Annotated in this window: 22 protein-coding genes; all 22 read left to right on the top strand. The window is 33.4% G+C overall.

All coding sequences use genetic code 11. The features are described from left to right. Positions 1-90 precede the first annotated feature (90 nt). Entirely contained in the window at positions 91-516 is a 426-nt protein-coding gene (locus SBH76_RS09035; protein WP_007595584.1) for a hypothetical protein, read from the top strand. A 19-nt stretch (positions 517-535) separates the two neighbouring features. Continuing rightward, on the top strand, positions 536-964 hold the full coding sequence (locus SBH76_RS09030; RefSeq protein ID WP_007595585.1) for a hypothetical protein: 429 nt from the start codon (positions 536-538) through the stop codon (positions 962-964). Positions 965-1,127: 163 nt separating this feature from the next. Next, entirely contained in the window at positions 1,128-1,655 is a 528-nt protein-coding gene (locus SBH76_RS09025; protein ID WP_007595586.1) for an FHA domain-containing protein, read from the top strand. Between the two features lie 5 nt (positions 1,656-1,660). Beyond that, complete coding sequence (locus SBH76_RS09020; RefSeq protein WP_007595587.1) at positions 1,661-2,152, top strand: FHA domain-containing protein; 492 nt, start codon at positions 1,661-1,663, stop codon at positions 2,150-2,152. 22 nt (positions 2,153-2,174) lie between these two features. Next, positions 2,175-2,990, top strand: coding sequence for a PP2C family protein-serine/threonine phosphatase (locus SBH76_RS09015; protein WP_317977543.1), 816 nt, complete (start codon positions 2,175-2,177; stop codon positions 2,988-2,990). Between the two features lie 9 nt (positions 2,991-2,999). Continuing rightward, positions 3,000-4,838, top strand: a complete 1,839-nt coding sequence (locus tag SBH76_RS09010; protein ID WP_317977542.1) for a serine/threonine protein phosphatase — start codon at positions 3,000-3,002, stop codon at positions 4,836-4,838. A 22-nt stretch (positions 4,839-4,860) separates the two neighbouring features. Then, positions 4,861-6,144 (top strand): hypothetical protein, encoded by a 1,284-nt coding sequence (locus tag SBH76_RS09005; protein WP_317977541.1) that lies wholly within the window; start codon positions 4,861-4,863, stop codon positions 6,142-6,144. A 71-nt stretch (positions 6,145-6,215) separates the two neighbouring features. Further along, entirely contained in the window at positions 6,216-6,908 is a 693-nt protein-coding gene (locus tag SBH76_RS09000; protein ID WP_317977540.1) for a hypothetical protein, read from the top strand. Between the two features lie 38 nt (positions 6,909-6,946). Then, entirely contained in the window at positions 6,947-9,550 is a 2,604-nt protein-coding gene (locus SBH76_RS08995; protein WP_317977539.1) for an acetate and sugar kinases/Hsc70/actin family protein, read from the top strand. Positions 9,551-9,569: 19 nt separating this feature from the next. Continuing rightward, on the top strand, positions 9,570-10,346 hold the full coding sequence (locus tag SBH76_RS08990; protein WP_317977538.1) for a hypothetical protein: 777 nt from the start codon (positions 9,570-9,572) through the stop codon (positions 10,344-10,346). Positions 10,347-10,365: 19 nt separating this feature from the next. Then, entirely contained in the window at positions 10,366-11,373 is a 1,008-nt protein-coding gene (locus tag SBH76_RS08985; protein ID WP_317977537.1) for an FHA domain-containing protein, read from the top strand. Between the two features lie 83 nt (positions 11,374-11,456). After that, positions 11,457-12,944 carry a CHAP domain-containing protein gene (locus tag SBH76_RS08980; RefSeq protein ID WP_317977536.1) on the top strand — a complete coding sequence of 496 codons (1,488 nt, stop codon included), beginning with the start codon at positions 11,457-11,459 and terminating at the stop codon, positions 12,942-12,944. Continuing rightward, positions 12,934-13,938, top strand: coding sequence for a YARHG domain-containing protein (locus SBH76_RS08975; RefSeq protein ID WP_009661950.1), 1,005 nt, complete (start codon positions 12,934-12,936; stop codon positions 13,936-13,938). Before SBH76_RS08980 ends, SBH76_RS08975 begins: the two co-directional genes overlap by 11 nt. A gap of 11 nt (positions 13,939-13,949) precedes the next feature. Continuing rightward, the gene (locus tag SBH76_RS08970) at positions 13,950-14,939 is read left to right on the top strand and encodes a YARHG domain-containing protein (RefSeq protein WP_315086890.1); all 990 of its coding nucleotides are present in this window, start codon (positions 13,950-13,952) and stop codon (positions 14,937-14,939) included. Positions 14,940-15,000: 61 nt separating this feature from the next. Next, positions 15,001-16,359, top strand: coding sequence for a phage baseplate assembly protein V (locus SBH76_RS08965; RefSeq protein WP_317977535.1), 1,359 nt, complete (start codon positions 15,001-15,003; stop codon positions 16,357-16,359). A 34-nt stretch (positions 16,360-16,393) separates the two neighbouring features. Continuing rightward, positions 16,394-18,433 carry a DUF4280 domain-containing protein gene (locus SBH76_RS08960; RefSeq protein ID WP_009661945.1) on the top strand — a complete coding sequence of 680 codons (2,040 nt, stop codon included), beginning with the start codon at positions 16,394-16,396 and terminating at the stop codon, positions 18,431-18,433. Between the two features lie 7 nt (positions 18,434-18,440). Continuing rightward, the gene (locus tag SBH76_RS08955; RefSeq protein ID WP_317977534.1) at positions 18,441-19,109 is read left to right on the top strand and encodes a hypothetical protein; all 669 of its coding nucleotides are present in this window, start codon (positions 18,441-18,443) and stop codon (positions 19,107-19,109) included. A gap of 7 nt (positions 19,110-19,116) precedes the next feature. Beyond that, complete coding sequence (locus SBH76_RS08950) at positions 19,117-19,788, top strand: hypothetical protein (protein ID WP_009661943.1); 672 nt, start codon at positions 19,117-19,119, stop codon at positions 19,786-19,788. Between the two features lie 128 nt (positions 19,789-19,916). Beyond that, on the top strand, positions 19,917-20,459 hold the full coding sequence (locus tag SBH76_RS08945; RefSeq protein ID WP_009661948.1) for a hypothetical protein: 543 nt from the start codon (positions 19,917-19,919) through the stop codon (positions 20,457-20,459). Further along, on the top strand, positions 20,456-20,989 hold the full coding sequence (locus SBH76_RS08940; protein WP_317977533.1) for a hypothetical protein: 534 nt from the start codon (positions 20,456-20,458) through the stop codon (positions 20,987-20,989). Before SBH76_RS08945 ends, SBH76_RS08940 begins: the two co-directional genes overlap by 4 nt. A gap of 29 nt (positions 20,990-21,018) precedes the next feature. Next, the gene (locus SBH76_RS08935) at positions 21,019-22,314 is read left to right on the top strand and encodes a hypothetical protein (protein WP_317977532.1); all 1,296 of its coding nucleotides are present in this window, start codon (positions 21,019-21,021) and stop codon (positions 22,312-22,314) included. Between the two features lie 14 nt (positions 22,315-22,328). Continuing rightward, positions 22,329-22,898 carry a hypothetical protein gene (locus tag SBH76_RS08930; protein ID WP_317977531.1) on the top strand — a complete coding sequence of 190 codons (570 nt, stop codon included), beginning with the start codon at positions 22,329-22,331 and terminating at the stop codon, positions 22,896-22,898. The last annotated feature ends 199 nt before the right edge of the window (positions 22,899-23,097 follow it).

The raw sequence follows: 23,097 nt of genomic DNA, 5'->3' as shown, positions 1-23,097 counted from the left end.
TAATATACCTGCAACTTTGTTAGTCGAAAAATATTTTTATAATATTTTAAGAGGTTTTACTATAATAATACTTTTATAGGAGGTAGCACAATGGGAATTAGATTCAGAGTAACCGGTTCAGAAGTAGCGGACTTTGACGAGAGAAGTATCGTAAATGCAGAGTTTTTGTCTGAGTCGCCAAAGGATTCTAATGCAAAGGCGACAGATTACGGCTTAGGAGTCAAAGTTTGGGGACGAGTTTTGTACAATGTCGGAGCTGATAGTGATGATGTATTAAAGCTTGCAAAATGGTCTCAAATACCATCTGAAAATGCAGATTGTTACAGAGTGGCGGAGGTTACAGTAGTTTCAGCAGGAGCTGTTGTAAGGAAGTATGTCATTCCAAATGCTTTTGTTGTAGAGTATTCTGAGAGGGCAGATGATGTGAACGGAACAGGAGAGTTTTACATTCATATCCGTCAAAAGAAGGATAATAATGCGAAAGTGACTGTAGAAGGCGGATATGCCGGAGAATAAGGAATAGGAGGGTTTAAGCATGGCATATAAAGTAAAAATTGAGGGTAATGAAAGTTTTGAACTGGCAAAGGAATGCGTAAACAGTGTGTTTTTATCTACTGATATTCCGATTGATTCAAATGCACGTACCAATGATGCCGGTGCTACCATGGAAATCACAGGAAAGATTCTGACTGCGGTAGATGGAGATCCTTTTGATTCTACAAAAAACATGGCACTTTGGTCAATGGTTCCTGCACAGAGCAAAGATTGCTACAGAAAGGTTACTGTAGAGCAGATTGTAGCAGGAATTACAAAAAGAAAATATGTATTTCCTAATGCATTTGTAGTTGCTTATACAGAGAGGCATGGAGATGAGGAAGGTGTTGGAAACTTTACTCTTGTAATAAAACAGAAAAAAGATAAAATGGCAGGTCTGGTAGTGGAAGGCGGTTATGCAGCCGAATAACAGATAATCAGCCGTTAGAAATGTAGGCTGTATGACTTGTCATGCAGCCTTGTTTTTTATAGTGTTGGCGTCAGGGAATTATCGCCTTGCGACAAGTACCGCCATGCTGACGAGTAGGGAGAATAAATCACCCCCTACTTGAATAAAAGTAGGGGAGAGATATATGAATAAAAAATGTTTAATTGATATTTTAGGTATAACTATGGCCATATTGTGCGCCATAATTACAGGGATCTTTGGAAGGGCATGGAATGGTGGATATATATTTTATATGTTTTCTTTTTTAGTTTCAGGTTCTTTGATCTATTTTCTGATAAAGGATTTTTCTTTAAAAAGAGAAAAGATACAAGATACATTTCTATCAGAACTTGTACTCTTAAGTGAGGAAAATACAGTTATAAGAAGTTGGAGTATATTAGGGAAAAATTCGGTTGTAATAGGAAAGAAAAACAGCGAGGAAGATATAGATATAGACCTATGCGATACTGCTTTTGGTGGAACAGTAAGTGATATTCATGCAGTACTTAACTATGTGGAGGGGCTCTGGTATATAGAAGACATGCAGAGTAAAAACGGAACACAGATAAAAGGGTTTTTAGAAGATAAACTTTATAACATACGAGATGGACAAAGTAGACTTGTAAAAAATGACTATATTTTTATTGGACTGAATAAATTACAGATAAGGTAAGAGCTATGGGGAATTTAATACGATGCAAAAACGGTCATATGTTTTCAAAGAGAAGATATGGGAATATATGCCCATACTGTAATATGGATATGACTGAAAGAAGAGAGCTTGAGGAATCTTTTGATGATGCTGAACTTGAAGAAAGCTTGATTAGAATAAAAACCAAGCCGGTGTGTGCATGGTTGGTATGCATTAAAGGACCGAGGTATGGAAAGGATTATAGAGTAGTATTTGGGAAAAACTATATTGGAAGAACAGATGCTATGGATATTCAAATTATAGGTGATAATGCAATAAAACAGGAGAATCATGCAATTTTATCATTTGATGAAAGAGATATGGAAGGCACCTTGATTTGTACAGAAGGAGGAGGAATTACATACCTAAATGGTAAGGCTGTGTATACACCTCAGGTTTTGGAAACATATGATGTAATTACCATGGGGGAGAGTGAGTTTTTATATATTGCCTTATGTGGTAAGCAGTTTTCATGGTAAAAATAATTATGAGGTAAATAATATGGAAATTGCTTTATGGGCAAATGTAATTTGCATAATAATTGCTTTTGGAATTTTAATTCTAAGGATATCTATACAAGTAAAAAAAGGGAAAAACGGTATATTTGATGTAGAAGCTGTACTTGATATAGGAAAAAGACAGATTCAGACAAATGCATATGGTATTAAAAGATTAAATGGCGGCATGATGGCGGTTCTTACAGCAGGGGAAGGAAGAGATTATGCAGGAAAAGTTGCGGCACTGACTACGGTAAGAACTTTTACTAAATTATATGACCAATATGACAGTACACAAAGTCCGGACAGCTTCTTTGAAAAGGTATTTAAACTGGCTAATACAAATGTACTAAATATACCGGATATGGGGAAGGCTTATGCAGGATGTATTGTACTAAATGGAAATACATTGAAATACGCCATAGTCGGGCATATGAATATTTATATTTTTAGAGGAAAAGAACTTATACTCCTTAGTAAGGGGCAGATTATGGAGGAGCTTATAAAAGAAAAAGTAAGTAAAGGGATTTTAAGTAAAGAGGCGGCACTTAGAATTTCCGATATAAACAGGGCATACAATTTTGTAGGAAGAGATGATTATATGCCTCCTCTTGTAAGTAGGAATGATATAAGATTAAAGAAAAAAGATATGCTTGTAATGCTAACTGAAAGTGTGCAAAACAGTATTTCAGTTAGGGAAATGGAAGAAGTTCTTGTAAAAAAGAACTCATGTAAAGAAAAAGCAAGAGAGATTATAGAAGTTATAAAAGGTAAAAATAAAGAAACGGCTAATCTGGGACTGATAATTATTGGAATGTAGGAGGAGAAAATGCGTAAGCAAAACAGCAGATTTAATACAAACTTTATTTCAGAAGAGGGCAGTGCACTTAAAAACAGTGATTATTTTGCTTATGCGGAGCTTGATAATTTTGCCTGCTATGTATTGGCAGACGGTATTGAGGATATAGCAGATACCGAGTCTGCAAAGGAAGCGGTGGAAAGTGTAATTTTAAAATTTCAGGAAAAACCGTCAATGTCAAAGGCAAGTATAAATAAGTATCTAAAATATGCAAATGAAGTACTGTTAAAGTCTGAAAAGTACATGAGACTAAAGGCATCAATAGTAGTTGCAGTAACTGATTATGAGAATTTGCGTTTAGCATATGCCGGAAATACAAGAATAAGATTATATAGAAATAATAAAGTTTTTTATAAAAGTACTGATACATCTTTAAGCAGTGAGATGGTGTCAAATGAACTGCTTAGTGAAGATGCCTTATCAAGACATGAACAAAGAAGCAATTTATATTCATACTTGGGCCAGAAGGATTTTTCTCCCGTAATATCAGGAAAAATAAAACTTTTTGATACAGATATTTTAATTCTCTATACAAAGGGCATTTGGGAGAATGTGTCCGAGGGAGAAATTGATAAGATTTTTGAAAACAGTGGAAAAGATCCGAGCGAATGTCTTGGAGAAGTGGAAACCGCTCTACTCGATAAAAACAGAAAATATATTGACAATTATACAATTGCAGGGATTTATATTGATAAAGTATTTATTGAGTCGGACACGAAGAAGAAAAAAAGAAGAAGGCTTATTTTAATCGGTTCGATTGTTGCTGTAGTTTTAATATTAGCTACAGTTATTGCTATATATTTTTATACTCGATATAGAAAAGAGTTAAAAGAAGATATGGATACACATTATGATAAGATGCTTAAATTTATTGAAATGGAAAATTATAAAAAAGCGGATACAGAATGTGAAGAGTCTATAAAGAAGGCGGAAAGCCTAAGAGATAAGGAAATGAAAGACTTGCTTTATCACTATGAACAAGTTATAGAGGGGATACTTGAGGCAGATGAAAAATATGATGGGAAAAGTTATAGTGAAGCAAAATCCCTGTATGAACTGGTATTGGATGAAATTCCATATGCAGACAATGCCGGACTTTCTTATGTAAAAGGAAAACTTGATTTTATATCAGGATATGAAAGTGTAAATCTAAGTCTGGATAATGGAGATATACTTTTTGACTCTGAAATATACGAAAGGGCAAGAGAACGATACAATGACGCAAAAAATGAGTCAAGAAAGATAGGTTATGAAGAGGGAAAGTTAAAGGCGGAGGCCAAACTCTTAGCAGTAGATCAAGCTATTGCAAAAGATCAGGAAGGAAAACAGGCTGAAGCGGACAAACAGTCAAAAAACTTTCAATCGGCAAATGATATGTTAAGTGCGGGAGATGAGGCATTAAGCAAAGGTGATTTTTTGTCTGCAAGGGCAAACTACAATACGGCAAAAGATTTGTTGGAAAAATCAGGTGAAAGTGCCGGACTTGCTGAAATAGAGGAGAAAATCTCTACAGCAGATAAGAAAATCAGTGAAAGTGAAGAGGAAAAAAATGCTGCAAGCGGCTATGCGATTACAGGAGATGAAGCCTTTTTAAGGGGTGATTTTGAAACAGCCAGAGAAAATTATGAGTATGCAAGAAGACTTTATGTAAAGCTTAATGATGAGATAAATACAATACAGATGGATAAAAAGCTTAATGATGTACAAAAAAGGATTGACGAAATAAAGCAGAAAGAAGCAGTATCTTCTACAGCAACTAATGAATCCACAGTACAGCAAACAAGCGAGTCGGAGTCTTCGTCAAACTGATATTGGAGGAGTTTATAAGGGTATGGGATATTTAGATGAATTTGACGTAAAAAAATACGTTAAGGACAGACTTTCCGAGATGAAAGATAAAGATGAATATGCTCTTGCAAAAAGTGTTTTATACGAAGGCCTATATAAGATGAGTGAAGTATTTGAAGAAAGATATAAGGCTTTGCACAATAAGGTTTACGAGGAGCTTGAAAACCAAGAGGAAAGCTATGAAATTGCGATACTTTTACTTTCAAAAAATGAAAATAAATTTTTAAGGATGTTTTTTCCTATATCCGATTTAGATGTAATAGAGGATAAAGGATCCGATATTAAAAGAGATTACAAGGAGGACAAAAAATCCATAAAAACTATTTATCTTGACGCAACCGACAGTATGTGCAAGGCTTTTTTACAAGAAAATATAAGATTAAGTTTTACAAATAACGGTGAAAAACACACAATTTTAGTACAACCGAAAAAAGCTCTTCGGTACAGAAAAGAATTAGGCAAACTTTATGAAACATTTTCTTATAACGGAATTAGATGGAATACCGTTAATACTGTATACTTGGATCGTTTTTTTGATATAGACCTTTCAGAGATTCCCGAAAGTGCAATAGATGTTGAAGTAGTATATGGGAAATATGCTGATATGATAAAAGAAGAACTTTATCCTATATGGAACATAGAAAAAAATGTATTTAAGAGCAGCACATTTTTAAGCCCAAGTAAAGACGGATTATACTATGAACGTGAAATGGTTAAGCAAAGTAATAAGGAGATTATCTTAAGGCTGGTACTAAAGACGGAAGGTATGGTAGGAATAAGACATGAAGAAGAAAAGATTATAGTAAAATCCTATGAAGAAAGCTATTCCGATTTAGAAGGCTATAATATCTTTGATATAAGATATACAAAGGAAGAACTGCCGATTGGATTAATAAGCAACAAAAGAAAAGAGGGAATGCTTGGACGACTTTTAAATAAAAATGGAGAAGAAATACATACTGAGGCAGAAATAGAAAGGATTATTGATGAACTTGATATTGAAGATTATGTATCACTTAAATCCTGCGAAAGGGTACCGGTAAGAAGAGAAATTTTAGATGAAAGTATAATACTTCCTGATATGAACAACTTTTCAAGTAGAGAATTCTTGATAAAAGATGAGTGTCCCGGACTTGTTTTAAGGTTTTTAAGAACCGGTGACAGCAACCTTTGTGAAGCAATGGTAAGATATGCCGTTTCGCAACTACAGATAAGCTTCGATGAATATATCTGTATAGGAGTTTTAGAAAACAGTTACAGTCTATAATAGTGATAGATAAGAGGGGAAAAGCCTATGTCAGATAATATGAAAAAGATATTAATTAGCAGGAGCAACGTATGAACTGCATATGGGAAATTGCATTGAAAGCACAAAAAAGCGGATATAACTTAGAAGATCTCAGATTTATAAACAGTGAGAATCCAAGTCCGTATACTGAAAGCACATTTGACTTCCTGAATGCCGATATGATTGAAAACAGTATTGTGGAGGTAAATCCGATATATCGTTTTGCCAATGAACTTGGGGAAGTATTCCTTCCGGATGTAAAGGGATATGAAAAGGTAAGAGAAATATTCTTAGATGTAATAATGCATTATATAGCAGTATGGGATCTTAGGAGCGGAACGGATAAAAAGGAGCTTAGGGCAATGTATATATTAAAAGAGATAGAAGAGGGAAAGTTTCTAAAAAGTATAAGAAAGACCCTGTTTTCTCTTGGCTTTGAAAAGTCTAAAAGAATTGTTTTTTGTCTGCTTGATTTATACAAATGTAAAGATTACATCACAATTTTTAGAAAGGCACTGAGAGAACTTTATCCTAAAGCAAACCTTTACAACCACTCTGAAAATTTGAGGAAATTTACTATATTTACAGGGGTTGATAAGACAAAAGAAGATATGGAGAGGATGGAAATGCTGAAAAAACTTTTTTTGCCGATATCTTATGAAACAGAAATCTTTTGGAAACATCACTTCGGAATTATAGGAGTGGATGAAAGCATGAGAATCGGAGAGACAGCAATATATTAGTCTATTAAAAAATAAATGTATAGGACGGTAGGAATACTATGGGCTATAAGCTTAACAGGAATATAACTAAAGAAGAGCAGGCGGCGACATATACAAGAAGCGAGCTTGAGTTAATGAGTGAATACAGACTGAGGGAAGTTTGCCGTAGGGAACATATAGTAAAGGGACTTGATAAGAACCTGACAAATGAAGAGCTTATAGAGATGATTCTTTCATATTGCCAAAGCTTTGAAGATGAATTGATAAGAAAAGAGATTCCGGGTGGAAGAGAGCGTATAGAGCAAATCCTTGATAAGTTCAGTATAAGAGAGCCTGAGAAAGAAGAACTTCGAATATCCGGGAAAATCAGTATTTATGAAGGTGCTGCGTTAAACTTTTTAGATGATTATAAAATTGAGTACAAAGATAAATTCTTAAATACAAATGCCCTGATTGTAAGCGGGGATAAAAAGGTGTGTGCCGTATTTAATGTTGTATCAATGGGAGATAAAAAGGATTCTTTATATTTGGTAAAAGAGGCTGATCTTTCATGCATTGTTACTGAAAGAAAGGATTACAGCCTTTATCTTATGGAAAGGGATGCTTCAGAGTTTATATATCATACATATATAGGAGATAAAGAAGTAAATGCGTCACTTCTAAAATATAAAGCCTATAAACTTCCTATAATGGACTTTGAAGTACTTCCACTTATAGATTTACACATGCCGATAGCTCTGGATTTAGGTTCTACCAATACAACTGTTGCTATGTATGCTGACAGCAGCTATTACAGGCAGATAAACACGGCGAAGCAAAGAGGCATAAAGGAGAATACCATCTGTCATACTGTTTTTTTCGAATCTGTCGGTGGAGAAAACTTTATGGAAATGATGATTCCGACAGTAGTTGCTGTAACAGAGATTAAAGAGAATTGTATAGAGTACGCTTTTGGAAGAAAAGCCTTGTGGTATGCCAATCTAAGCTATACGGATAAAGGTTTTTCAGTCTTTTATGATATTAAAAGATGGGTAGGAGATTTTGAGAGGAAGGAAGAACTCACAGACTCAAAAGGAAGGTATAAATACGTACAAAGAATAGAGATTATAGGAGCATATTTAAGGCATGTACTGGATATTACAAGAGACAGTTTTAAATGCCGTATAAAAGAGGTGTATATTACAGTACCCGTAAAGCAAAAGCATGTGTATGAGCAAATGCTTGGTATTCTGTCAGAAATGCTTTCGTTAGAAATAAAGGTGACTTTAGATGAGAGCACAGCAGTACTTTATAGTTTTATAAGTAAGATGAGGGAGAAAAATCGCTTAAAAGACGGTGAAAGCTATAAGGCACTGATAATGGACTGTGGAGGAGGAACCACAGATCTTAGTGCATGTAAGTTTAAGGTACATGCAAAGGGTGATATACAGACCTATATCATGGAAAACAGCTACAAAAACGGTAATACGGATTTTGGGGGAAACAATATTACCTACAGAATAATGCAACTTCTAAAACTGAAAATTGTATCCAAACTTCTTGAACTTGAGAAAGATCTTGGAAGTGAAGTGATTGAGGAGCTGCCGGGTGATCCTTACAGATATATTGATGAAGAAAGTGTGGAAAGCTTCTATGAGGGCTTGCAGAAAGCTTATGAGAGGGTAGAAGAAATTTTACCGACTGCGTTTAAACATTTTGAAACGTATGGCAAGGAGGGGTATTACAGAGTAAGAAATAATTACTTCTTTTTATTTACTCTTGCAGATGAAATAAAACAAGGGCTTTTTTCGGGAAATGATATTGTTATAGAGGTACCTGAGGATAAGAATATAAAGTCGGGACTTCTAAGGCTTGAGGCGGATCGTTATAAGCTTTCTATATTTAAAGAAGATAAACTTGATATATTGGAAGAAATGCCAAAGATAAATTTTAACCGTTATGAAGTTGAAAAACTTATTGCCGGTGAAATATATGCGGTTATGAAAGCATTTATGGAAAGATTGTATACAAACGGAGAACTTTACAACTTTGACATGATCAGACTTACAGGACAGTCCTGCAAGATTGGTTTGTTTAGGGATGCACTGAAAGAATTTGTACCCGGTAATATGATGCAAAGTGGAGGCAGTGTTAAAAAGGAAGAGTTAAAACTTGCCTGTGTGGACGGACTTATGAGGTATCTTTATGATAAAAGAACCGGATATGCGGGATTTGATATAAGAGATGAGGAGGCATTGATTCCTTATAAAATAAAAGCATTGTCATACTCAGGCAGACAAGAGGTCCTTATTGACGGTTTTGAAAGCAATAAGATGACAGGAAGTTTACTTAGAAGTCTTGAAGATATATTGCTTAGAATGTATTTGTATGACGCTTCTGAAAATGTACGATTCGAGTATCTTTTCCATTTCAAAAAAGATGAAGCAAGAGAGACTGACAGAATGGAGCTTGCCGGAAGATATAGCGGATATATTAAGCAGGAAGATACGGATGATATACAAAATGGAGAACTTAAGATATTTGCCTTTGTAGACTATAAAAAATGGGGATTTCAGATAGTACCGGTATATAGGTTGAAAGATATTTTATATGCAGGAGAGGGGCAGGAGTATAAGTTTGAAACCGACGAATGGATTTGTGATTTCTTTGATGGAGAGCACTAAATACGTAAAGGAGATGCTGATGGAAAATAGATACCCTTTGTTTGAGACCGGAAGGATCTTAAAAAAAGAAGCACTTGAAATACTAAGAGACTACCCAAGGGATCTGCTCTCAATTCTTTATGACGGATATACAGATGGAGTAATAAGAGGCCTAAGATTAAGCTCAGACCATGAGAATAAATATATTATCATCGGAAAGGGACTTGTAAAACTGAAAGGTGAGGTATATCAGATACATAAAGAAATAAAAGTAGCATACACCAATACCGAGCAAAGGGAGTATTTAAAGTTAAAGTGTAAAGAGGTAAGGGATAAAGACTTTATAATAAGTGAAATAGAGGCTTTTCTGTCTGAAGAGGAAGAAAGTAGTGATGGAGAGATTTTACTTTGTGACTTTTTGCTTAAGTCGGGGTTTATATTAAGGGATACTTATCTTGACTTTGCTGACATGAGATCCGAGTATGATACTATACATCTTATGAATGCAGATTATGCAGGTTATGGTGAGAAGTCATTTAATATAGATGTATTAAAAGCATATGCTAAAGAATACCTTAATACAAAAAAATGTGAAGAAACTGACAGAACCTTTTGCTATATGATATTAAACAGTATGGAAGGAATAGACAGAAATATTATAGAAAACTATATAGCATTTAAGGAAGGGAAGTTCAAAGGAACTCATCTAAGCAATAAAGAAATTTATACGGGACTTTTGGATATATTAAGCAGTGCAAGAGATCCGGAAGGGCATAGGACTACAGGATTTAGCCCAAAGAAGATCTTGGTAGATTAGCAGCAATTAGGAGGAGAAGATGTCAAACATAATGGACTGCCCTTACGGACACAGGTTTTCAAAAACAAGGTATGGAACAATATGCCCACACTGCGGCTTTGATATGGACACTCCTGAAAAAGTTTATGTAAGTTTAAGGAAAGAATGTGGGCTTTCTCTAAAGGAAGAGAGACCGGTATGTGCATGGCTTGTATGTATAGAGGGTGCAAGAAGAGGGAAGAGTTATGTAATAAGCTTCGGAGAAAACTTTATAGGTACTGACAGAGATAATGAAATACAGATACTTGGGGATGAGAAGATAAAGAAAAAACATACCCTTATATACTTTGATGAGAATGAAAATAAGGGAATGCTGTTACCTGCAAGAGCGGACGGGATTGTATACATTAAGGATAAACCTCAATATGATAAATATGTATTGGAAGATAAAAACATTTTAGAGATTGGAAACAGCAAATTTTTATATAAAGAATTTTTATCAAAACATGAAGAACTGTTGAATAAATGGAAATATAAAGAAATAGGGACCAAAGAAGATTTGCTATTAAAGAATAGAAAATATAGAACTTTAAAAATGGAAAAGCCTACTTTCGAGGAAAAGTACAAAGATAAGAGATTTTTGAAAAGACTTTCACTTGAAGAAGAGTTTCCTATTTGTGCATGGCTGGTTTGTATAGAGGGAGTCAGACAGGGGTGTTCGTATAACATAATCGAAGGGAAAAACTATATAGGTAGAAACGATACTATGACTATACAAATCCTTGGCGATGATGATATAAGAGATAATAGACATGCTGTAATAGCTTTTGATATGAGAGTACTTAAGGGTACACTGTTAGGAGAAGAGTGTATGGGATTTGTAAGATTAAACGAAACGGCTGTATATACTTCTATAGAGCTGAAAGATGGAGTTATTTTAGAAATCGGAATGGGAAAATTCATGTATATTGATTATGCAGGAAATCATTATGGATGGGAAGAAAAAGGAGAGGAAGCTAAAACATCCGGTTATGATGAAGTGGAGTAAGAAATTGAAGATGTAGTATTAGAGTAATATAGGTAATACTTCTTTGTACATATATTTGTATTTGAGATATTGGGAGGTGGCATATGGGATCATCTGTAAAAATAAATAACCGTGTAGATATGAGCGGAAAAAAGGTGTCATTTAATGCTAAGGAAATAGAGAATAAAACACCAAATAAAAGAGCCGGTAACAGAAAATTCAACATGGAAAAAATGGCAAAAAACGCATTAGGCTCGATTCCATCCCGAGTTTTAGTAAATGGAAATTTGGAACAAAGAGTAGAAATGGATTTTTTGAAAATGGGACAAGGCTCTATTCCTACAGTAGCAGGAAACCTGATTAAAACAGAGTTAAATAAATCAGGAGAAAAGGCTATGGGAATAAAAGATATAAATTATGTGCTGTATCATGATACAACAGGAGTGCGTACAGTATCAAAAGCAACTGCTAGGAATGGAAATAGTTTATCAAGTAATATAAAGAAGGCAGAGAGTAACGGATGGGTTAAAACCGAGATGGGCTGGATGTACAAAGAAAATGGAAAACTTGTAACAGGCTGGAAGCAGATAGACGGCAAGTGGTATTACTTTGAGTCTACCGGAGTTATGCAAACAGGCTGGAAACAGGTATCCGGAAAATGGTATTACTTGCATACAGACGGAGCCATGAGAACAGATTGGAAACAGATAGGTGGCAAGTGGTACTATTTCCATACAGACGGAGCTATGAGAACAGACTGGAAACAGATAGATGGCAAGTGGTACTATTTCCATACAGACGGAGCTATGAGAACAGGTTGGAAACAGATAGGTGATAAATGGTACTATTTATATGAAGACGGTCATATGGCAAAGTCTGAAAAAATACAAGGGAAAGACGGGAAGGTTTATGATATTGATGAAAATGGGGTTTGCAGCAATAATTCTAACTCAGCAGAGGATGAGTTGAGTAGAAAGATAGATGATTTTATAAATATTGCACTTAATGAAAGAGTTGAAAATACCGGGTTTGTTGAGAATCAAGTAAAGAAAAAGAAAAGAAATAAAAATGGAGAGATAGTAGAAGTAATAGAAGGGGATAATATAAACAGATATGGAAAATGGTATGGTGATAATGGCGTGCCATGGTGTGCAATATATGTTTCGTGGTGTGCTAATGAGGCAGGAATATTAAATAATAGAGGTATTGCAGGAGATGCAGGAAAACCGGTTCCGAAATTTGAATCTTGTCAAACCGGAAAAAGTTTATATGAAGAAGCCCAAAAATATCATAATGTAGATAGTGGTTATGAACCTAAAAAGGGAGATTTATTTATACATTTAAATAGAAATAAAAAAGGCGAATTAGATGGGACGGGGCATACAGGAATTGTTATAGCTTATAATAGTGCAGATAAAACTGTATATACGGTTGAAGGAAATTCTAATGATAGAGTATCTGTGAAAAAAACACATATTTATTATACTACGAAGGGACATAAATACTTTGATGGATTTTGTAGTAACGGAGGAACTGATTATGGTGTAGCTCCGGATAGACCGTTATTGAGAGGAGGGGAAAGTGATAGATAAAAAAATACATATATTCACAATAATACTCTTGCTGATGTGTTTTGTTTATGGATGCGGGATAAATAAATATTCAAAAACAGAAAAATTCATTGATAATAATTATGGTGTAGAAAATCTTTCAGATGAAGATGCAATAAAGCTTGTAAAAGAAATAGTATCTTTTATGGATACAGGTATAGAAACGGGTGAAGCTGTCGAAGGTATTAACGGGGAAAACTTTGCCTATTTTAAGAACAAAGAAGATGAAGATAAATTAGAAATCTATCATAGAAATTATATAAAAGATAGTGCTTATAATTATTTGACTGCAATGTATAAAATTACAAGGTTTAATTCCGGCATGGGAAAGGCAAAAACAGGATTTGACGGTGGAACCATCAGGTATAAATTGGAAGCTGAAGAAGATTACAACATTCTGTCGAGAAGAAATAATGAAATATGTATTGAAGCTTTTTTTTATAAAGACAGCAGTCTTGGAGACGGGATGCCGGATACAGATAAGGGTCAGATATTTCTCACTTTGTGTGATGACAATAAATGGAGAATTTCTAAGATCTCTCAATGGTATGATGATTTAGTGTTTTATGAATTGGAAGAATATATAGAAGAATTTTTTGACAGTCAAAATAATGTAAAAGAGGATTATGATACTTTTATTAGGGATTATGGGTATGACAAAAATGGAAATAGAATATCTATGCAGATGTTAAGATATTCTTTAAAGGACGCGATCTTGGCGAGCAGCAGTTTTGATGTGTTGGAGAATTTAGATGACAGTTATATATTGGAACATCTTTCTAAACTTGCAACCCATATTGCTTATGAAGAGATATATGCCAGGCATGGTAAGATGTATCCGAAATATTCTATAGAATATAATTATTTCAATGGATTGAGCTGGTATAAAGAGAATAAAGAATTCAGTGAGGATGATTTAAGTGATATTGAGAGGCATAATTTAGAGATTATAAAGTCACATTTGGAAGAGTTTTAGGAGAAAAGAGTATGAAACATAAATTATTAAGTGCAATTAGCATAAGTTTTATATTACTTCTGTTATTCAATGTCAAAACCGTTGCCATTGAAAATAAAGATAACAATCCTGAAATGACGGATGAAAGAGTTATAGAGATTATTAAAGAGATTGCCGATTTTATGGATTCAGGAGAAAAGATTGGTGATGAGATATCTTGCAGAGAGTCTGACGGATATAATGATTACTATTTTAAAAATGAGGATGATGATGAAAAGTTGTATATATACCACAGAGATTATATTAAAGATGCCGCTTATGATTATCTGTGTGAAATGTATGATATAAGGTTTTATAGAGGGAGATGTACACAGTCAAGAACATCAAGGAGCAGTTTAAGTAGCTGCTTATACTATAAAATTTATACAGATGGTGAGTTTAGTGTAAAGAGTAGAAGTAAAAAGAGTATATGTGTTCAAATTCAATTTGTAAAAAAGGTAATATTGGCTGAGGATATGCCGGAAATCAGTGACGGTGAGGTGTATTTGGAACTGTGTGAGGACAATAAATGGAGAATATCTAAAGTTTCTCAATGGCTTAATGATTTGGCATACTATGATTTGGGAAATGAAATGAAGGTGTTTTTTGATCCGGAATATAGTTCACTACCTGAGTATGAAGAATTTTTGAAAAAATATGGCTATGATTCAAGAGGTAATAGAATCAGTATGTATATAAGTACAGATGATAATGATGAGATTTTTACGGGAAGTGATACGGATATTATCAGCAGCAAATCAAATTTAGAAAAGCTGAAAAAACTTTCCAAGTTGGCGGCATGTATGGCTCGTGAAGAGATATATGCCAGACATGGGAAGATGTATACTAAAAACAGTCCGGAATATAATTATTTTATAAGAAAAAGCTGGTATGAGGAAAATGAAAGTTTTAAAGAGAGCGATTTAAATGACATTGAAAAAGAAAATATAAAGATAATCTCTGATTATATTGAAAGTTTTTAACAGAGATTAGAAACTATCTTGTTATTTAATGGAATAAAAGATAAATACATGGAGGTGTGTTATGAGGGCGGAACTTTTAGAAATATACGGTTTTGATTTTATTGATATACAGGAATTTTATTCAGAGCTTAAGCCCAATAAACATGGGAAGGCATTTATTGGAGGTACTATAAGAGGGGATAAAAAAGAAGAATATTTATCATCCGGAGGAAAGGTGACACAAATAATTGCTAAAACATATGAGGGTAATAGTATAGTGCTGTTTTGTGGAATTATCACTTCCTGTAATATAAAAAGTAACGGAGATGTTCACTATATGACTCTGGGCTTGATGACACAAAGTGTACTTATGGATGGAAAAGAGCATATAAGAACATTTCAAAATGCAGGAGTTAGCTACAGAGATATTATTGATATTATCATAGAAGGTTATAATAACAGCGCATTTATAATGACTTCAGGTGATGATAAGAAAACTCAGGGGTTTATGTGCCAGTATAAAGAAACTGATTGGGAGTATCTGAAAAGGTTGGCATTTTCTGCTAATACAGTGATATACCCTGACTATAGTGTAGAGGGCGTTAAGTTTTTTGTGGGACTTCCATGTAGACAGGAAAAGCTGTTGAGATCGGAATATTATGAGCTTGGAGTTGACAGTGGTGATGAGTCTTTACTTAATTCAGACAAGGCATATTATAAGGTTGCTGTAAGAGAACATTATGAAATAGGGGAAAGATTAACATTTTTTGGCGAAACACAGGCTGTTGTAGCAAGAGTCAGCAGACTGGAACATAGAGAAGTGATTAATGAGTACATATTAATGAAAGAAAGTGATGTAAAGACTAAGGCGTATCAGAATGAAAAACTTATAGGTGCGGCATTATTTGCAAAGGTGTGTCAAGTCGAAAATGAACTTGTAAGAGTGAGTATAGATGATGATGAAAACGATTCTGATGATAAGGCGTTCCTAAACTACGCTACAGTATATTCTTCACCTGAAGGAGGGAGTTGGTATTGTATGCCTGAAGTCGGAGATAGGGTAATAGTGAAATTTCCTGATGCAAATGAACAAAATGTATATGTACAAAATGCTTTTCATGTAGGCAGTGCAGGCGGTCGTGACAATCCTGAAATCAAATTTTTTAAGAATAAAGAGGGAAAGGAAATCAGATTAAGTCCTGAAAGTGTACTTATTACAGATAATAACGGTTCAAGTATAGAACTTAAAGATGATAAAGGAATAAGTATAAAAAGTAGCGGGATGATATCAATAGCTGCAAAAACTGAAGTGTTGATAGAAAGCAGTAATGCAGGTATAAGTTTAATATCGCCGACATCAGTACAAATAACGCAAAACGGAACTCAGATAGAAATGAATGACGGGATAACCCATCAGGGAAGCAAAGTGTACCTGGGGTAAAATACTAATTAGCTATATTGCATAGGGGGTGTATATGGCAGAAAAGAATCAGGCTGAATGGATATATGAAGTATTAGGTAAGAAAAAAGGCGCTTTTGGGGCATCTATAAGGGAGCTTACAGATGCAGAAGAGAAAAAGATCAAAGATAAAATGTTGCAGTATTGGAAAGAACATAATGATGAAAGCACAGAATTCCTTGTTAACGGTGCAATACTTTGTTGTAGTCGCGGAAGTGATTATTCTACACTGAATAGTGCTGATCATGGTGTCTATACCGACAGCAGTGAAACCGGAGCACTTGCAAATACAGATGATAAAAAGTTTGACGGATTTGTTGCATGTTCAAAATGGAATGATGAACCGCTTGTAAGCAAACATATTTGCCGTTTTAAGCTTGGAGAATGGAGAAATGTTAGAAAGAGTGTCACCATAAACGGTAAGTATGCCTTAGATACAAACTCATATTTGCCATGCAAACATGGAGGAATAATATCACCTGTAACATCAGGGCAGGAATATACACTAAGTAAGTCCTATAATAAATATCCTAAATTTTTAAATGATGACGGCACTGTGGATGAATTAATTGTAAAAAAGCTGTTGCTAAGAAATATTCATCAGATGAAAGAGAATGAGATAGATGCCCTGATTAAGTTGGGAATATATTTATGTGTATGTGAAGATGTAAATATAATAAAAAAGATTATTTGTTGTGGATATATAACTACAATGGCTAATAAAGATATATCTGCTTTACCGCTCTATCAACATACACTTCTTGATAATTTTATTTATGTATCCGGGTGGGTAACAACATATGCTAAATTTTGTAGTTTTACCAATAAGCTATATACATCATCAAGATGCTCATGGGAGAAACTTAATGATATATGCCAAAAAATAAAAGAATTTGTTTTGAATATAAAAATGGCATCAGAAGAGCTACCGCAAAATGAAGAAGAGCAAAGAAGAATAAGAAGACAGTTTTTAAATGTTAAATTGTTAGATACAATATTATTAGCTGGGAATCTTTATAATAGGGCATCTCATGAGTACTTGATAGAAAAACTCGAAGTTAAAGAGGATATCAACTTTATAGTATATACATTAAAATATTATGATGGAGAGCTTGATTATGTTCATTCAGGAGCATTCTCAGGGGAAACAACAAGAAAAGGTATAAATATTTCATTACAGACGGTTTATGTATTTTCAAGAGGATCTGGAGATATTTTCAGTAGTAATAAGGCTTTTTCAGAAATACTATCAGAGAGTATTGGAGGAGAAACATCGAAGGGAGCTGCGGCACTTTCATGTGGAACAACAGCAATAGCTTATCTATTGTTGATACCGGCAGTGGCTTCCGCTCCATTTGCAATCCCTCTAGGTTTTATATGTACAACTTCAGGATTGGTAGGTGGAGGGCTTGATTCCATCAGAGCTAATAATGAATCTAAAAAAAGCAAAGAGTTATACTTAGATTCGGTAGATGAAAGTTTATTTATGTTAAGGATGGAGGATTACTTATCATTATATTTTACATTCTCTCTTAGAGTTAGTAGTTTACTTGAGCATAATGAAAGTATTTGGAATGATTACGAGAAAACTCACCCATCTGTTAGCGGACAAAAAGCGAGAAATTCAGGACACCTTACAAAAGATGAACATAGAATAGTGAATGATTCATCATACAAAATACTAGGTAAAGGTCATATATATAGTATTGATTATTTTTCCAGTTATTTAACTATGAAAAAAATTAAAAATTTTAATGAAAATATGAAACATATTAAACTTTGGAACTACGAAGAAAAAAAATATAAATCTATAGCTGAAAATGAAAGAATGGAAGAATTTGCTGAAATAGAAAGTATTGAAGAAATGTTTAGCTATATGAAGAAAAAAAATCAAGTAGGTATTGATTATATCAATGAATTAAATGTGGTAGGGTATGATAGAACAAATCAGCCCACAAAAATTATATATGATTATGGAAATGGAGAAGAGAAGATTTTGGCAGAAAACGATGCTATTGGAATAATGGAATTGTTTAAAGATAACTCTTTGAGGTAGATGATATATGGATGCAGAAGTTAAAAGAAAATTAAGGAATATAATTTTTATATATTTATTTTTTATTCTTGCAGGTATTTTGATATTGGGAGTACAGAAATTAAAAGCATATATTGAACAAGTAAAATTTGATAGAGAACAAAAGGCTTATAATTTTAGAAGTGAAGGTTTTTTGAGATATAGGCTTTCAGAATTTGTGTATGCAAAATTAGAGTTTACAAATCATAAAGGTGAGGTATTTATAATAGAAGATGAAAATGATATGAAAAGTATATATGTAGAGGAGGAAGAATATATTGCCGGGGAAACTGATAAATTTGGCAGCTATCGTTTTATAGAAGGAGAGTACACACAGGAAAGAATAAATAATTTTAATGATAATATGCATCATATTAGGTTATGGGATTATTCAGAAAAAAAATATGTAACGATAACCGAGAATGAGAAAATGGAAGAATTTAATGAAGTGAAAAATATAGATGATTTATATGAATATATGATCACAGAGGTTCCTGATGGTATATCAAATATGGGTAAGCTGGACATAATTGGTTATGACGGAACCAATCAGCCGACAAAGATTGTATATGATTATGGAAATGGAGAAGAGAAGATTTTGACAGAAAAAGATGTTATTGGAATAATGGAATTGTTTAAAAATAACTCTTTGAGGTAGATGATATATGGATGCAGAAGTTAAAAGAAAATTAAGAAATATAATATTTATATATTTATTTTTTATTCTTGCAGGTATTTTGATATTGGGAGTACAGAAATTAAAAGCATATATTGAACAAGTAAAATTTGATAGAGAACAAAAGGCTTATAATTTTAGAAGTGAAGGTTTTTTGAGATATGGACTTTCAGAATTTGTGTGTGGAAAATTAGAGTTTACAAATCATAAAGGCGAAGTATTTATAATAGAAGATGAAAATGATATGAAAAGTATAGATACAGAGGAGGAAGAATATATTGCCGGGAAAACGGATAAATTTGGAAGTTATCGTTTTATAGAAGGAGAATACACACAGGAAAGAATAAATAACTTTAATGATAATATGAAACATATAAGGTTATGGAATTATGCTGAAGAAGAATACAAGAAAATAACTGAAACTGAAAGAATAGCAGAATTTGCTGATGTGAAAAACATAAATGAATTGTGGGAATATTTAAGTCATGAAAAGGTTGAAGGGGTATCTAATATGGGAGCATTAGATACGATAGGATATGATGGGACGGAACAACCAACAAAAATAATATATGATTATGGAAATGGAAAGATTAATATTATAACAGAGTCAGGTACTTTATCACTTGGGATATTATTTGAGAATTATCTTAAAGACATATAAATATGGATAAAGAAGTAAAGCAAAAACTTTAGAATATAGAGTTTATTTAAAATAATAGTAAGCAATGTTTAAATATGACTTCTTGATAAGGCAATTTAAACACTATATTTTTATGGGGTAATGTGATAATGGACATTGAAAGTATACAAAATCAGTTATTTATTGAAAGAAGTGAAGAGTTTTTAAAAGAGTTTCATCTGAAAAAAGATGATTATAAACAATGTGTTTTTAAGGACTTGGAGGAACTTTTGGGAGAAAAAAATTCTAAATATATTGTGATTTCGCCGCTCTACAGCAGCTTTGTTACACAATCATATGAATATAGACTGGGGGTATATGGTAAGGATCTATACTTGAGCAATCTCGATAAAAGTATATACAGGGAACTTCCTTTAATGAAAAGGTATATAACAGAGGACTTTGCTACAATAGATAAATATATGCTTAATCATATGGAAATTGAAAAAGTTACAGATTTTCAAAAAAAGGATATAAAGTATCAATATAGCCTTAGATATTTGATGACCGGAAGGCTGATATGGAGGGAACTAATAGAGTGCTTTGTTGAACATATTAATAAGAAAGATGGAGCTGCCTTAAATGATTTTAATATAGTATATGGCCTTTATATGGAGAGGGGAGAACACTTTTTTAGTGGAAATATTGTATGAGTGAAAGATATTTTCTTATAGGTACTGACGAAAGTTATGAGCCTTTACCTTTAATGATTGATGTGAGAAAGAGCATAAAAGAAGAATATCTTGAAGAAGGAGAAAGTTATAAGCAAGCGGGGATATCTTTGGTGAATATAAGGGACTCCTTTGACGAGCATACTAAATATCCGGATATAATGGATCAGGGAATATTTATGTTGTCTGATGAAGCGTACAGGATATTTAAGCTTTATGAGCCGGCAATAGTAATAAAAAGGGTTCTTTTAATGGGAGAAAGCAGCGATGAAGCATATGAGTATATCATCCCGATTCTTAAAAGAATAGATTGTCTGTCGGATAGAACTACATTCAGGCGTGGACGATATATAGATAAGGGAATACTTATAGGGAAAAACATACCGGATACAGCTTTATTTAAGATACCAAGTGTTGACGGCATGTCTACTGTGGCAAGGCTTGATTTTGTGGAAAGCCTATTAAAACGAGGCATGAAAGGAATTTGCCTACAGGCTTTGGAGATTGAGTAGTAAAAATACTTGTAAAGGAGCATTTTAAAATGATTGGCTTAGGAAATGTAAAAGTACATAGTTTATTGGAAGTAGAAAGTGTAGCTGATTTATATTTTACAGTAAAGCCATGTAGTCATGCATGCGTAAAATTGAAGGTTAATATCAGTTATAGTTTTACTAATCAAATTAAAAACATAAAAAATGAGATAAAAGGCTCCGATATAGGCATAGAGTATACTGACACAGCTGATAATAAAACCAAAGTTTTGTTCAAAGGAATAATCGAAAGTTTTAGATTTAGTAATGATTTAGGTGTCTGCGTATGCCATATAGAAGCATTCAGCAAAAGTTTGTTGATTGATAAAGAAAGAAATGACAGGCTGTTTCAAAATAAGGAAGATAATATAAAGTCCGTTATCGAAAATATATCTTCAAAAGTTGAAATGAGGGCGATTTATAATACAGAAATTAAAAAGTTTGGAAAGCTGTTTTTACAATATAAGGAAACGGATTGGGAGTTTATAAAGAGAATTGCAAGTAACTTTGGAGAAGTGCTTGTGGCTGATTATAAATCAGGAGTAACAGCTTTTTATTATGGTATGCCATATAGTGAAGATATGGTACATTTCCATCCGGATCATTATGAATCAGGGTTTGAAATAGATATTTATGAAAAAAATGATTTATCAAAAGTAGACCATAGTATGCCTGTCGGGGATAGATACTATAAAATATCAGACTATAATGACTATGAACTTGGAAGTAAGACGGAGTTTATGGGCAAAATCTTTTATATAAAAGAGAAAAAAATAGAAACCCGAGAAGGGTATTTGGTTTTTACATATAAAATTTGTGATAAACAATATATAAAATCAATACCAAAATTTAATGAGAATATTACAGGGCTTGTAATCGGTGGGAAAGTTGTAGATGTGAAAGAAGAACATATCTATGTCAAAAGTGATATTGACTGTTCTGAAAGTGCTTTTCCGGTTGTATGGATTCCGATTACAGGAAATGTCATGTATTGTATGCCTGAAGTAAACAGCAGAGTGCAGTTATATTTTGGAGACAGTGAAGAAAGTAAGATTGTCATTGCCTCTGATATAATTGATCATATTAAAAAGAGCGATAGGGGGCTTATCACAGAGGATAAAAAGGAAATGTCAGTGGATGAAACTTCTGTTAAATGTGGAGGGTCAAGTATGTTAAGCCTTTCGTCGGCATTAACAAACTTTGGAAGTATCGAAAAACTTCATATAAATGCAAAAGGAAAAATAAAAATAGAGGCACAGATGATTTCTATTGAATCAAATGATGAGATAACAGTGTTAAAAAGATAAGGGAGGCTATAGGCATGGAATACTTTGATGAAGAGGTAATAAGTGCAAAGCACATAAAAAGACGTGATGAATACGGCAGTATAGAAGAGGGGATATATATACAAAACTCACTTACATTATTTCATAAAGAACTGTTGTTTGAAGAAAAGTTGTCTGTAATGATGCCAAATGAATTTGTAATTATGTTACCTGAATTTGTAGACACTAAGTACATATCTGAGAAAAAGCCTGATGTTATATATACAAATCTTGATGGGAGCGTAAATTTCTCATTTAATTTATTAGTGACTTCATCGGGCGAAAGGGATATGAGCTACGCTATAAACATGTTAAAAACAATGATAAAAAACATGAATCCGGCATATGTCTTTTTTGAAGATAAAACAATTGAAAGTGTTGCCGGGAACAGTATAAGCTTAATACAGTTTAAAAGCTATGGAATTGATGAAGCCGCTTATAACATAATATATTTAATCAGTATAGACAAATATATTATTCAGGGAGCATTTAATTGCAGGTATGATGATATGGATGAGTGGAAAAGAGCGGCTTTTGAAATGATAAAGTCAATAAAGTTAGAATAAAGAAAGAAATGATAACTTGAATCGTGGTAGTATTGATTGGTAGAGGGATGGTAAAATAAAATTTAGGGGGCTGTCGGGAAATGGCAGTCATAAAAGAGGGAGGAGTTACTTAAAATGAGTCACTCCTCCTTAAGTTTTTACATAAAAAAAGATGGCTAACGATAACCATCTTTCTCCGTTACATGTTATAATGTAACTA

Source organism: Lachnoanaerobaculum sanguinis (assembly GCF_033242365.1).
GTDB lineage: Bacteria > Bacillota > Clostridia > Lachnospirales > Lachnospiraceae > Lachnoanaerobaculum > Lachnoanaerobaculum sanguinis.
The sequence above is the reverse complement of the archived record's forward strand: the minus strand, read 5'-3'. Positions and strand labels throughout refer to the sequence as shown.